The organism is Gallibacterium melopsittaci, from assembly GCF_042433085.1.
GTDB classification, from domain to species: Bacteria; Pseudomonadota; Gammaproteobacteria; order Enterobacterales; family Pasteurellaceae; genus Gallibacterium; species Gallibacterium melopsittaci.
In genome coordinates, this window is record NZ_JBHLWA010000031.1 from 104,257 (window position 1) to 118,819 (window position 14,563).

General features: G+C 37.7%; 9 protein-coding genes. 5 read left to right on the plus strand and 4 right to left on the minus strand.

All coding sequences use genetic code 11. The features are described 5' to 3' along the window. Positions 1 to 38 precede the first annotated feature (38 nt). Positions 39 to 1,391, plus strand: coding sequence for a glutathione-disulfide reductase (gene gorA / locus ACFFHT_RS07155; protein WP_382374826.1), 1,353 nt, complete (start codon positions 39 to 41; stop codon positions 1,389 to 1,391). A gap of 64 nt (positions 1,392 to 1,455) precedes the next feature. Here the strand turns inward: gorA and sucD are convergent, their stop codons facing one another. From sucD to sucA, 4 genes are all read right to left on the minus strand, one after another. Continuing rightward, positions 1,456 to 2,325, minus strand: coding sequence for a succinate--CoA ligase subunit alpha (gene sucD, locus ACFFHT_RS07160; RefSeq protein ID WP_065233791.1), 870 nt, complete (start codon positions 2,323 to 2,325; stop codon positions 1,456 to 1,458). After that, positions 2,325 to 3,491, minus strand: a complete 1,167-nt coding sequence (gene sucC, locus ACFFHT_RS07165; protein ID WP_382374829.1) for an ADP-forming succinate--CoA ligase subunit beta — start codon at positions 3,489 to 3,491, stop codon at positions 2,325 to 2,327. The genes sucD and sucC overlap by 1 nt, the downstream gene beginning before the upstream one ends. A 68-nt stretch (positions 3,492 to 3,559) precedes the next feature. After that, complete coding sequence (odhB, locus tag ACFFHT_RS07170) at positions 3,560 to 4,765, minus strand: 2-oxoglutarate dehydrogenase complex dihydrolipoyllysine-residue succinyltransferase (RefSeq protein ID WP_382374831.1); 1,206 nt, start codon at positions 4,763 to 4,765, stop codon at positions 3,560 to 3,562. A 26-nt stretch (positions 4,766 to 4,791) separates the two neighbouring features. Then, positions 4,792 to 7,593 (minus strand): 2-oxoglutarate dehydrogenase E1 component, encoded by a 2,802-nt coding sequence (sucA, locus tag ACFFHT_RS07175; RefSeq protein WP_382374833.1) that lies wholly within the window; start codon positions 7,591 to 7,593, stop codon positions 4,792 to 4,794. Between the two features lie 356 nt (positions 7,594 to 7,949). Here sucA and ACFFHT_RS07180 point away from each other — a divergent pair, with 356 nt between their 5' ends. The 4 genes from ACFFHT_RS07180 (at position 7,950) to ACFFHT_RS07195 (ending at position 14,344) form a co-directional block, all read left to right on the plus strand. Beyond that, positions 7,950 to 9,239, plus strand: coding sequence for a citrate synthase (locus tag ACFFHT_RS07180; protein WP_382367649.1), 1,290 nt, complete (start codon positions 7,950 to 7,952; stop codon positions 9,237 to 9,239). Positions 9,240 to 9,427: 188 nt separating this feature from the next. Beyond that, positions 9,428 to 9,997, plus strand: coding sequence for a TetR/AcrR family transcriptional regulator (locus ACFFHT_RS07185; protein ID WP_382367646.1), 570 nt, complete (start codon positions 9,428 to 9,430; stop codon positions 9,995 to 9,997). A 44-nt stretch (positions 9,998 to 10,041) separates the two neighbouring features. Then, positions 10,042 to 11,238 (plus strand): efflux RND transporter periplasmic adaptor subunit, encoded by a 1,197-nt coding sequence (locus ACFFHT_RS07190; protein ID WP_382374835.1) that lies wholly within the window; start codon positions 10,042 to 10,044, stop codon positions 11,236 to 11,238. 25 nt (positions 11,239 to 11,263) lie between these two features. Further along, positions 11,264 to 14,344 (plus strand): efflux RND transporter permease subunit, encoded by a 3,081-nt coding sequence (locus tag ACFFHT_RS07195; RefSeq protein WP_382374837.1) that lies wholly within the window; start codon positions 11,264 to 11,266, stop codon positions 14,342 to 14,344. Positions 14,345 to 14,563: the final 219 nt, after the last annotated feature.

Genomic DNA, 14,563 nt, shown 5'->3' on the forward strand with positions numbered 1-14,563 from the left:
GCGGTAAATTTCAAAACATCTCAACAATGGGAGAACTTATGACAAAAGAATATGATTATATTGCGATTGGTGGAGGAAGCGGTGGTATCGCTTCGATTAATCGTGCAGCGAGTTATGGTAAAAAATGTGCCATTATTGAAGCAAAATATTTAGGTGGAACTTGTGTAAACGTCGGTTGTGTACCGAAAAAAGTAATGTGGTATGGTGCACAAATTTCCGAAGCGATTAATCTTTATGCCCCTGATTATGGCTTTGATGTTACTGTAAACCGCTTTGATTTTGCAAAATTGCGTGCAAGCCGTGAAGCCTATATTGATCGTATTCATCAATCTTATGAGCGTGTATTAGGCAATAACAAAGTTGATGTGATTCGTGGTTTTGCAAAATTTGTTGATGCAAATACGGTTGAAGTCAATGGCGAATTAATTAAAGCAAAACATATTTTAATTGCTACTGGTGGTCGTCCAAGTCATCCAAATATTGAAGGGGCAGAATACGGAATTGATTCTGACGGGGTATTTGCGTTAACTGAATTACCAAAACGTGTTGCAGTCGTAGGTGCTGGTTATATTGCGGTTGAGCTTGCTGGTGTATTACATAATCTTGGCGTAGAAACCCATTTATTTGTGCGTAAACACGCACCATTGCGTAATTTTGATCCATTGATCGTGGAAACCTTAGTGGAAATTATGCAAAACGAAGGGGCAACGTTACACACGCAAGCTGTACCACAAAAAGTGGTGAAAAATGCTGACGGTAGTTTAACTCTCTTCTTAGAAGATGGCCGTTCACAAACTGTTGATTGTGTGGTTTGGGCAATCGGTCGTGTGCCAATGACAGACAAACTAAACCTCGAGGCTGCTGGCGTAAAAACTAATAGCAAAGGTTTTATTGAAGTTGATAAATACCAAAACACCAATGTAAAAGGTATCTATGCAGTAGGTGATAATACTGGTGCAGTGGAATTAACGCCTGTTGCTGTTGCCGCTGGTCGCCGTTTATCTGAACGTTTATTTAACAATAAACCAAATGAACATTTAGATTATAACTTGATTCCAACCGTGGTCTTTAGTCATCCACCGATTGGTACAGTTGGTTTAACTGAACCACAAGCGATCGAGCAATATGGTGCAGATCATGTAAAAGTTTATAAATCGACTTTTACTTCAATGTACACTGCAGTAACACAACATCGCCAACCTTGCCGTATGAAGTTAGTGTGTGTCGGTGAGGAAGAAAAAATTGTCGGTTTACACGGTATTGGTTTTGGGGTAGATGAGATGATTCAAGGCTTTGCCGTTGCAATCAAAATGGGCGCAACGAAAAAAGATTTTGATAATACTGTCGCTATCCACCCAACTGGCTCAGAAGAGTTTGTGACAATGCGGTAAATAATAAGATAACCGCAAACAAAAAACCGCCAAATTGGCGGTTTTTTATTAGTAAATGATAGGACTAACCTAATAACTCACGTAATGCTTTACCAATATCTGCAAGGCTACGTACTGTTTTCACGCCTGCAGCTTCAAGTGCAGCATATTTTTCATCAGCAGTACCTTTACCACCACTGATAATCGCACCTGCGTGTCCCATACGTTTACCTTTTGGTGCTGTTACCCCTGCGATATAAGACACAACTGGTTTAGTTACGTGTTGTTTAATATAAGCAGCAGCTTCTTCTTCTGCAGAACCACCAATTTCCCCGATCATCACAATCGCTTTGGTTTCAGGATCAGCTTCAAATAGTTTCAAAATATCGATAAAACTTGATCCAGGAATTGGGTCACCACCAATTCCTACACAGGTTGATTGACCATAACCTTCATCAGTAGTTTGTTTTACTGCTTCATAAGTTAATGTACCTGAACGAGAAACGATTCCAATACTACCTTTTTTATGGATATGCGCTGGCATAATCCCGATTTTACATTCACCTGGAGTGATAACACCTGGACAGTTTGGACCGATCATACGCACACCGGTTTGATTCAATTTTTGTTTTACCACTAACATATCTACTGTTGGGATACCCTCAGTGATACATACAACTAATTGAATACCTGCATCAATCGCTTCTAAAATTGCGTCTTTACAGCCTGGTGCTGGTACATAAATCACAGAAGCTGTTGCACCTGTTGCTTCTACTGCTTCGCGTACAGTATTAAATACTGGCAAACCTAAATGGGTTGTACCGCCTTTATTTGGCGAAACCCCACCCACTAATTGCGTACCATAAGCTAATGCTTGTTCTGAATGGAATGTACCTTGACCGCCAGTGAATCCCTGACAAATTACTTTTGTATTTTTATCAATTAAAATAGACATTATTTTTCCTCCGCAGCTTTAACCACTAACTGAGCTGCTTCTGTTAATGAATTGGCAGCCATAATTTTAAGTCCGCTATTTGCAAGAATTTCACGACCAAGTTCCGCATTATTCCCTTCCAAACGCACAACAACAGGTACATTAATACCGACTTCTTTCACCGCATCAATAATACCGTTAGCAATTAAGTCACAACGTACAATTCCACCAAAAATATTGACTAATACTGCTTTTACATTCTTATCGGAAAGAATGATTTTGAATGCAGTTGCTACACGTTCTTTGGTTGCACCGCCACCAACATCGAGGAAGTTAGCTGGATAACCACCGTGTAGTTTAACAATATCCATTGTTCCCATTGCTAAACCAGCACCATTCACCATACAACCGATATTGCCATCAAGTGCAACATAGTTAAGTTGTGATTCTTCTGCTTCTGCTTCACGAGGATCTTCTTGGCTTAAATCACGCATTGCTAGGAGATCTGGGTGGCGATAAAGTGCATTGCCATCAATCACAACTTTTGCATCTAGGCAGTGTAATTTGTCATTATCTAAAATCACTAATGGGTTGATTTCTAATAATGCAGCATCTTTTTCAATAAAGAGTTTGGTTAATTGGCAGAACATTTGAGTGAATTGTTTAGTTTGTTCTGGATTTAAACCTAATTTAAAGGCTAATTCACGACCTTGATATGGCATACCGCCGATTAGTGAATCAACATAAACTTTATGCAATAGATGTGGTGTTTTTGCTGCCACTTCTTCAATATTTACGCCACCTTCAGTTGATGCCATAAAAACCACAGATTGTGATGAACGGTCAATTACCATCCCAACATAGAGTTCTTTTTTGATATTAGATGATTGCTCTACATAAATCGTATTAACTGGTTGACCATTTGCATCTGTTTGGAAAGTCACTAAACGTTTGCCTAACCAGCGATCAAAAAATTCTGCGACCTCTTGTTCTGAACGGACAAGTTTCACTCCACCAGCTTTACCACGTCCACCAGCATGAACTTGACACTTCACAACCCATTCACTGCCGCCTAATGTTTTCATTGCTTGTAAACCTTCTTCGAGGTTTTGACAAGCGATACCTTTACTCACAGGTAACTTATATTCAGAAAAAATTTGCTTACTTTGATATTCATGTAAATTCATGCTTTCTCCTATTGATTGCGTACCTGCCATAACCTTATGGCAGGTATTATTAAAATGTGTCGGTTAAATTAAATTTCTAATAAGATGCGTGTTGGATCTTCAAGTAACTCTTTGATAGTGACTAAGAAACCAACTGACTCTCTACCATCCACTAAACGGTGGTCATAAGAGAGTGCGAGATACATCATTGGACGAATTTCGACTTGACCGTTCACTGCGACTGGACGATCTTTGATTGCGTGCATACCTAAAATCGCACTTTGTGGTGGGTTGATAATTGGTGTTGACATCAATGAGCCAAAAACACCACCATTAGTAATCGTAAAGTTACCACCAGTTAAATCTTCAACTGTCAATTTACCATCACGACCTTTTTCAGCTAATACTTTAATTTGTTTTTCAATTTCAGCCATACTGAGCTGGTCACAATCACGTAATACTGGGGTTACTAACCCACGTGGCGTAGATACGGCGATACTGATATCAAAATAGTTGTGATAAACAATGTCATCACTATCTAAAGAAGCATTGATCTCAGGATAACGTTTTAACGCTTCCACCACTGCTTTTACATAGAAAGACATAAACCCTAAACGCACACCGTGTTTCTTCTCGAATTGTTCACCATATTGTTTACGTAATTTTTTAATTGGTGTCATATCTAATTCATTGAAGGTTGTTAACATTGCTGTACTGTTTTTCGCTTCTAATAGACGTTCTGCAATGCGTTTACGTAAACGAGTCATAGGTACACGTTTTTCACTGCGTGCGGCTAATACTGGTGCAGTTTCTTCTGCTGCAACGGTTTTGGTTGAATTAGATGCAGCATAAGCCTCAACATCTTCACGTGTTAATCGACCACCAACACCAGAACCTTTGATCTTACTTGGATCAAGATCTTTTTCTGCTAGTAAACGGCGAACCGCTGGGCTTAAAGCATCATTTGAACTTTCTGGCTCAATCGCTGCATGTTGACGATCTGCTGGTGTTGGTTCAGTTTTACTCACGCTAGCATTCGTTTCTTCACCTTCTTTTACTTCACGGAGTTTACCTAGCAGCTGTTTACTCACAACAGTTGCCCCTTCTTCCTCAACAATACTTTCTAATACGCCATCAATACTCGCAGGAACTTCTAACACAACTTTATCTGTTTCAATTTCAACAAGCACTTCATCACGTTTAACCACATCTCCTGCTTTTTTATGCCAAGTTGCAACAGTTGCATCCGCAACAGATTCAGGCAAATCAGGAACAACAATTTCAACATTACTCATTTATGTATCCTCTACTTAGTTAAATTCTATTTTTCAATTGTTAACGCATCATCAATCAACGCTTTTTGTTGTTTGACATGTAATGACATATATCCTACCGCAGGCGATGCTGATGCAGGACGACCCGCATAGCGTAATTTTGCTCCTTCAGGAATAGATGCATAGAAATTATGTTGGCTACAATACCAAGCACCTTGGTTTTGTGGTTCTTCTTGACACCATACAAAATCCGTTACGTGTTGATAATCTGCTAAAATTTCTTTCATTTCCGCATGTGGATAAGGATAAAGTTGTTCAATACGAATTAAGGCAATATCAGTAATTTCACGTTTACGTCTTTCTTCTAGTAAGTCGTAATAAACTTTACCTGAACAAAGTACTACACGTTTTACTTGTTTTGGATCTAACGCATCAACTTCACCAATCGCATTTTTAAATTCACCTTTATATAACTCTTCCATTTCAGAAACTGCTAATGGATGACGTAATAATGATTTTGGTGTAATTACAATTAGTGGACGACGTACTTTACGTAATAATTGACGTCTTAACATATGGTAAACTTGTGCTGGTGTAGAAGGGACACATACTTGAATATTGTCTTCTGCACAAAGTTGTAAATAACGTTCTAGACGTGCAGATGAGTGTTCAGGTCCTTGTCCTTCATAACCATGAGGCAATAACATCACTAAACCACACATTCTGCCCCATTTTTGTTCACCAGAACTAATAAATTGATCGATTACGACTTGGGCTACGTTAGCAAAATCACCAAATTGTGCTTCCCACAAAGTTAAGGTTCTTGGCGTTGTGGTCGCAAAACCGTATTCAAATGCCAATACTGATTCTTCTGAAAGTACAGAATCCCAAACTTCAAATTCACCTTGTTGATCGTGGAGATGTTGTAACGGGGTATAAGTTGTACCATTTTCTTGGTTGTGTAATACTGCATGACGGTGGAAGAATGTACCACGTCCCGCATCTTCACCAGATAAACGGATATGGTTGCCTTCATCTAACAAAGTTGCATAGGCCATTGACTCTGCCATTCCCCAGTCAAATGGTTTTTCTCCTCTCGCCATTGCTTGACGATCAGTATAAATTTTCGCTACTCGGCTTTGTAATGGATGATCAGCTGGATATTCGCTAATTTTATGTGCTAATGCTTTAAAACGCTCTTCTGGGAATTTACTTTCATAAGGTGATGTCCAGCTATGATTTAAGTATGGCAACCAGTCAATCTTATTCATATCAATTGGCACAAACTCAGGCACCACACATTCACCTTGATCAAGTGCATCACGATAGTCGTTGACAAAAACATTTGCTTCTTCTTCAGTAATCACGTTTTGTGTAACTAACATATCTGCATACACTTTACGTGGTGTTGGATGACCTTTAATTTTTTTGTACATCAATGGTTGTGTTGCTGATGGTTCATCGGCTTCATTGTGACCATGACGGCGATAAGAGATAAGATCAATAAAAATATCACGTTTAAATTTAGTACGATATTCCACTGCAATACGTCCAGCAAATGCAACCGCTTCTGGATCATCACCATTCACATGAATAATTGGTGCTTGAATCATTTTCGCAATATCAGTGCAATACTCTGTTGAACGTGTATCGTGCGGATTTGAAGTGGTAAAACCAATTTGGTTATTAATTACAATACGGATAGTTCCACCAACAGTATAGCCTCGTGTCGCCGACATATTTAAGGTTTCTTGCACAATACCTTGTCCTGCCACAGCAGAATCTCCGTGTACCGTAACCGCTAAAACATTTTGACGTTCTGTATCATGACTACGATTTTGTCTTGCACGAACTGAGCCAATAACAACAGGACTTACAATTTCTAAATGTGATGGGTTAAATGCAAGTGCTAAGTGTACATAACCATGTTCTGTCACAAAATTTGAAGAGAAACCTTGGTGATATTTCACGTCACCAGTACGATTAGTTGCATGTTTACCCGCAAATTCATCAAATAATTCACTTGGTTTTTTACCTAGTACATTGACTAACATATTTAGACGACCACGGTGAGCCATCCCCATTACAACATCTTTTACGCCTTGTTTACTTGCATGACGAATAATCTCTTTCATCAATGGAATAAAGGCATCACTCCCTTCTAATGAGAAACGCTTCGCCCCTGGGAATTTTGCTCCAAGATAACGTTCTAAACCGTCAGCTGCAGTTAATTCTTTTAAAAAGGTTAATTGTTCTTCTTTTGTAAATAACGGTTTATTTAAGACTGTTTCGATTTTTTCTTGTAACCAACGACGAATTTCAATATCGGTAATGTGCATAAATTCTAGCCCGATATGGCCGCAATAAGTTTCTTTCAACGCTTTATCAATTTCGCGTAAGGTCATACTTTCACGTTGATACACATACTGCCCGATATTAAAACGTTCATCTAATTCTTCATCTGTAAATCCATGATAATGGAAATCCAATTCATCTATTTCTGGGCGATTCCACATTTTCAATGGGTCAAGATCTGCATTAAGATGACCACGGAAACGGTAAGCATTAATCCATTGTAATAAACGAACTTGTTTTGCACCGGCTTCTGGATCAATCACGGTTTGTTGATTACGGCGACCTTCGCTTGCTAAACGACGGAAATAATCTTTAATGAGAGCATGTGGTTGGTCATTTTCGGCTTTCCATTGTTGGAAAATTGATTGCCATTCTGGAGAAACACTGGTTGGGTCGGTTAAATAAGATTCATAAAGATCTTCAATATAAGCTTGGTTTGCACCTCCAAATGCGGTCGAGGCAAGCCACTCTTTCATTGTATTGTTAGATTGCATTGATAAGTCCTTCATTTTTTACTTACAACAGTTGTGCTACAACTTTTTTCACTAGTTTATAAGCTTAACAACAAATTCGATGTTACCCCTATAAAATAGCTAGAAGATTCACTCGAAATTGGAGTATGCTTATTATCGTCCATAAAAAAATTATTTTCTGTGACATTTGTTACATTTTTAACAAAAACAAAACAAACAATCCCGAAAAATTTTTTGATCTACCTCTAATTTTAAAAAAAATTGCAGGCAGTTCCAAAATAATGGTGATATATTGCATAACAACTTATTAACATATATGTAAGTCTAACAATATCATACTGACTTATTTCTAAGAAAGACAATACAAGGAGGAATTTATGTCAGAAGAACTTACTGCAAAGCTAACTCTGAGTGATGGTCGCGAATATGATCTACCAGTACAAAAAGCAACACTAGGCTACGATGCAATTGATGTACAATCACTCACTTCACAAAAACTCTTCACTTTCGATCCTGGTTTAATGTCAACCGCCACTTGTAAATCATCTATTACTTATATCGATGGTGATCAAGGAATTTTATTACACCGTGGCTACCCAATCGATCAACTTGCAGAAAATGCTGATTATTTAGAAGTCGCTTATTTATTACTTTTTGGTGAACGTCCTACACCAGAACAATATAAAGAATTCACTCAATTAGTTAAAAAGCATACTCTCGTACATGAACAACTTAGTCGTTTCTTCCATGGTTTCCGTCGTGACTCTCACCCAATGGCGGTTATGTGTGGGGTTAGTGGTGCATTAGCAGCGTTCTATCATGACTCTACAGACGTTCGTGATGTAAGACATAGAGAATTAACTGCTATTCGTTTGCTAGCAAAAATGCCAACACTAGCAGCAATGTGTTATAAATATTCTATTGGTCAACCATTCATGTTCCCACAAAACCATCTTTCTTATGCAGGTAATTTCCTTTATATGATGTTTGCAACCCCTTGCGAACCTTATGTAGTAAATCCTGTATTAGAAAGAGCAATGGATCGTATCTTTATTTTACATGCTGACCATGAACAAAATGCATCGACTTCTACTGTACGTACTGCGGCTTCTTCTGGTGCTAATCCATTTGCGTGTATTGCAGCAGGTATTGCTTCACTTTGGGGACCTGCACATGGTGGTGCAAACGAAGCCTGTATTAATATGTTAGAAGAAATCGGAACGGTAGATCGTATCCCAGAATTTATTGCCCGTGCAAAAGATAAAAATGATCCATTCCGTCTTATGGGGTTTGGTCACCGTGTTTATAAAAATTATGATCCTCGTGCAAAAGTAATGCGTCAAACTTGCCATGAAGTATTACAAGAATTGAAGATCGATACCCCATTATTTGATGTTGCTATGGAATTAGAACGTATTGCATTAAACGATCCATACTTCATTGAAAAGAATCTCTATCCAAATGTGGACTTCTATTCAGGTATTATTCTAAAAGCTATTGGTATTCCAACCTCAATGTTTACCGTAATGTTTGCTTTAGGTCGTACTGTAGGTTGGATTGCTCACTGGAAAGAAATGTATAATCAAGGCAACTTCAAAATTGTTCGTCCTCGTCAAATTTATACTGGCGAAGAACAGCGTGATTTTGAACCAATGAATAAAATTTAACTTCCTCCTACATTGATATTTACCCACACTTTTAGCAATAAAGGTGTGGAATTTTTTTATTATTCCTCATAATTATCTAATACAACTATCTTAAACTTCTCTAATAAAATCTTGACTCTGATCACAAAAAAAATAAAATGAACGAACGTTCATTCATTGAAAAATAAACATTTTTTAGGCTAAATATTATGCAACATAAATCCGATACAGTAGATATTATTTTTACAACAACAGAACGCTTAATGGCAAGAGATGGTTTACACCATCTTTCTATTCATAAAATTGCAAAAGAAGCAGGAATTTCTCCCGGTACTATTTATATTCATTTTGAAAATAAAGAAGCCTTATTAACTCGGCTTATTGAAAATATTTTTATTCGATTTGAAACCGCAATGTCTCAAAACTTTAATTTAGATGATGATCCTTATCATCAATATCATCGTTTTTGGTGGAACCTTTGGTTTGAAATACAAAAATGCCCTGAAACGGTATTAAACTTCCATCAATATCGTTCATTACCTGGCTTTTGTTCATTAGTACAAGAACGGACTAATAATCCAAATGATCCTTGGAATAAGTTTTGTGAACATGCTAAAGCAAAAGGCGTTTTATGCGATTTACCTTCACAAATTTTATTTACGATTAGTCTTGATAGTGCAATAAGTTTATCAGTCAAAACTTTTTATCATAATATCACTTATCCTAAATCCGTTTTAGAACAAGTGGTACAACAAACTTGGCAGGCTATTAAAAAATAGCGTTACACTTAACATTTCTTTCATTGATATTTATGGAGAACTCTATGAACCAAACTCAATCCAATAAACCAAAAAAATCACGCAGTTTCGTGATTAAATTGGTATTGGTTATTATTTTTCTTGTTTTTGCTGTTGTGATTGCATTTACAATGTATAAACAAAAAAAGATTTCAGAGTATTTAGCTACCCACCCTGAAGGTGCTAGCCCTGTTACTGCATTTAAAGTTACGGCTTCTGAATGGACACCTGTGATTGAAACCACAGGGTTAGTTCGTCCAAATCAAGGGGCTATGTTAAAAGCTCAATCTGCGGGTACAGTTTCAGCTGTTTTAATTCAGTCGGGACAAACCGTCAAAAAAGGTGATCTAATCATCAATATTGATAGTAGTGTAGAACAAGCGACTTTACAAGCCTCTGAAGCACAATTACCGTTCGCTCAACAAACATATCACCGCTATTTAAGATTAGCGAAAACCCAAAGTATTTCACAAACGGAGTTGGATAATGCTAAAGCTACTTATGACGCATTAGTCGCTAATATTGAGTCGTTAAAAGCAACCATTGCTCGTCGTAAAATTTATGCACCTTTTGACGGTATTGCTGGGATTGTCAAAGTAAACGTAGGGGAATATGTTACTGCAGGAACAGAAATTGTGCGTGTTGAAGATCGCAGTCAAATGAAAGTTGATTTTTCTGTTTCACAAAATGAACTTGATAATCTTACTGTAGGACAAAAAGTTACCGCTACGGCTGATGCGTTATTAGGCGAAACCTTTAGTGCTAAAATAACTGCGATTGAACCTGCCATTGATACCTCAACAGGATTAATTGCTGTTCAAGCGACCTTTGATAGCGAAAATAGCCAAAAATTATTGTCCGGTATGTTTACGCGTTTGCGTGTTGCCTTGCCAACAGAAACGAACCAAATCATCGTGCCACAAGTCGCAATTACTTATAATATGTACGGAGAGAACACCTATTTATTAAAACCATTATCTGACGAAGATAAACAAAAATTCGCAGGTAATGAAAACCTTGATAATATGTATCGAGCAACACAAATCACCGTCAGTACCAAAGATCGTCAAGGTATTTATGCACAATTAGCCGGCAAAGATATTAAAGCTGGTGATCTGATTGTAACTGGTGGACAACAGCGTTTAAGCAATAACAGCTTGGTCGTTGTGAGCGAACAACAAGGTGTAGGTACTCAAGCTCCTGCAACCAAAACTAATCTTTAATTAGGGAGTAAATGGGAACAATAATATGAAATTTACCGATATTTTTATTCGTCGCCCTGTCCTTGCGATTTCTATCAGTATTTTAATTGTTATTCTTGGTTTACAAGCAATTTCAAAACTGACGGTGCGTGAATATCCAGAGATGACCACCACGGTAATTACAGTGAGTACCACTTATGCGGGAGCGGATGCTGAATTAATTCAAGCCTCAATCACGTCAACACTAGAAGAAGCTATCGCCCAAGCAGATAATATAGACTATATGTCTTCTAGTAGTGCCCCGAGTAGCTCAACGATTACGGTAAAAATGAAGTTAAATACCGATCCGAATGCAGCATTGGCTGATATTTCAGCCAAAGTGAACTCTGTCCGTTCTGATTTGCCAAGCAATGTGGAAGCCCCTACGATTACTTCCTCCGCAGGTGGAACGGGTATGATGTATTTAAGCTTTGTTTCTGATCGACTAGAACAACCGCAAATCGTGGACTATTTAGAACGCGTAGTAAAACCGCAATTCTTTACCATTCCTGGTATTGCTAAAATTGATATTTATGGTGGCGAATATGCATTACGCATCTGGTTAGATCCAGCTAAAATGGCCGCTCAAAATCTTTCAACAACCTCTGTTATGACGGCGTTATCTAATAATAACTTACAAACCGCAGCAGGAAGTTTCAATGGCTATTTTACGGTATATAAAAACAAAGTGGAAACCACCACAAAATCCGTTGAAGAGCTTGGCAATGTTGTCGTACATAGTGATGGCGATAATCTTGTTCGCTTGCGTGATATTGCAGAAATTACCCTTGATAAAGAAAGCGATAGCACTCGAGCAACAGCGAATGGGCGTGATGCAGTTGTATTAGCAATAGAAGCAACCCCAACCGCTAATCCATTAACTGTAGCAAAAGATATTTATCCGCTATTTGAAACCATTAAAAATAATTTACCCAATAGTATGGAGGCTGATATCCTTTATGATGGAACCATTGCCATTAATAATTCTATTAATGAGGTATTAAAAACCATTGCCGAAGCAACATTGATTGTTCTTGTTGTTATTACCCTATTTATTGGTTCATTCCGTGCTATTTTGATTCCTATCATTACTATTCCAATTTCATTAATTGGCGTAATAATGTTGCTACAGGTTTTTGGCTTTTCAATTAACCTGATGACCTTGCTAGCCCTAATTCTCGCCATTGGCTTAGTGGTTGATGATGCTATCGTTGTATTAGAAAATGTGGATCGCCATATCAAACTTGGCGAAACCCCATTCCGTGCTGCGATCATTGGAACAAGAGAAATCGCTGTTCCGGTTATATCAATGACCTTAGCGTTAATGGCTGTTTATTCTCCAATGGCATTAATGGGCGGAATTACAGGTTCATTATTTAAAGAATTTGCTCTTACCTTAGCAGGTGCGGTATTTATTTCAGGTATCGTTGCTTTAACCCTTTCGCCAATGATGAGCAGTAAACTCTTACAATCAAAGGAACAACCAAGTTGGTTAGAACAACGCATTGAACACACCTTAGGAAAAGTAAATCGTCTTTACGAAGGCTTACTTGCTCTAATGTTACAACATCGTAAAGCAGTGATTGCTTTCGCAATAGGAATTTTTATTACCTTACCTATTATGTTTAAATCTTTATCAAGCGAGCTAACGCCTGCCGAAGATAAAGGAGCATTTATGGCTGTAGGGGCTGCACCAGCGAATGTCAATGTAGATTATGTTCAAAATGCCATGAAACAATTTGAACAAATTGTCAACAAGACGCCAGAGGTACATTACTCTCAAGTTATTGCTGGAGTACCAAATAGCAATGAATCAATGACCATTATAGTATTAGAAGATTGGGGAGATCGCAAACGTAGTCAAACTGAAATAATGAATGATCTAAATGATAAAGCAGATAAAATTCCTGAAATGTCAATTTCTGGTTTTGCTTTCCCTGAAATTAATACTGGAGAATCTGGGGCTTCTGTGGGCTTTGTGATCAGTACTGCCAATAGCTACCGTAACCTTGCGGAAGTAGCAAGTGAAGTGCTAACTGCCGCAAGAGAATCAGGATTGTTTGTGTATAACGAATTAGACCTAAAATTCAATACGGCTCAAATGAAAGTAACGATTGATCGTGAAAAAGCGGGAACTTATGGCATTACTATGCAACAAATTAGTAATACATTAGGAAGCTATTTATCCGGAGCAACCATTGAGCGAGTAAACATTGATGGACGTTCTTATAAAATTCTTTCACAAGTAAAACGAGATCAACGTTTATCACCAGAAAGCTTTAATAATTATTACTTAACCGCAAGTAATGGTGAATCTATCCCATTAAATAGCTTAATTACGGTTACTCTTGAGCCACAACCATTATCTTTAGCGAAATTTAACCAGTTAAACTCAGCAGAAATTAGCCTTGTTCCCGCACCGGGTTCTTCCGTAGGCGATGCCGTAAATTGGTTAAAACAAACAGCAGCAGAAAAATTACCACAAGGCTATAACTATGATTTTAAAGGGGAAGCAAGACAATTAGTACAAGAAGGAAATACGCTAGTTTATACTTTCCTATTAGCGGTGATTATCATCTTCTTAGTGCTTGCAATCCAATTTGAATCTTGGCGAGATCCGATGGTCATTATGATTTCTGTTCCATTAGCGATTAGCGGTGCATTATTAGCCCTTAACATCTTCTCTTTATTAGGCATAGCAGGAGCAACTCTCAATATTTATTCAGAAGTAGGATTAGTTACCCTCATAGGCTTAATTACTAAGCACGGTATCCTAATGTGTGAAGTAGCTAAAGAAGAGCAACTCTATCATGGTAAAAATCGTTTTGATGCCATTACACAAGCGGCTAAAGTTCGATTACGTCCGATCCTTATGACAACAGCAGCAATGATAGCAGGACTTATTCCATTACTATTAGCCTCTGGGGCAGGAGCTGTTGCTCGCTTTAGTATCGGTATCGTTATCGTAGCTGGTCTCGCAATCGGTACATTATTTACCTTATTTGTTTTACCAGTAATTTATACAATGATAGCCAGTAGGCATAAACCATTGCCTATCTTTGAGGAAATACCTATTAATAACGAATAACAAAAAATAAATACGCACTCTACTATTTTCTATCTAGATTATTGAAGAATGTGCGAATTTAAAGTATATTGTCTCTAATTCTATTAAGTATAAAATTTACTCATCCTTATACTTAACAGAAAACAATTAAAAAAGGAGGAGGGGTGTGATCTGCACCCCTAAAGTTGGACTTATTATCCAACAGACAGAGGTGCAGATTTTTTATGACCAAATATAACC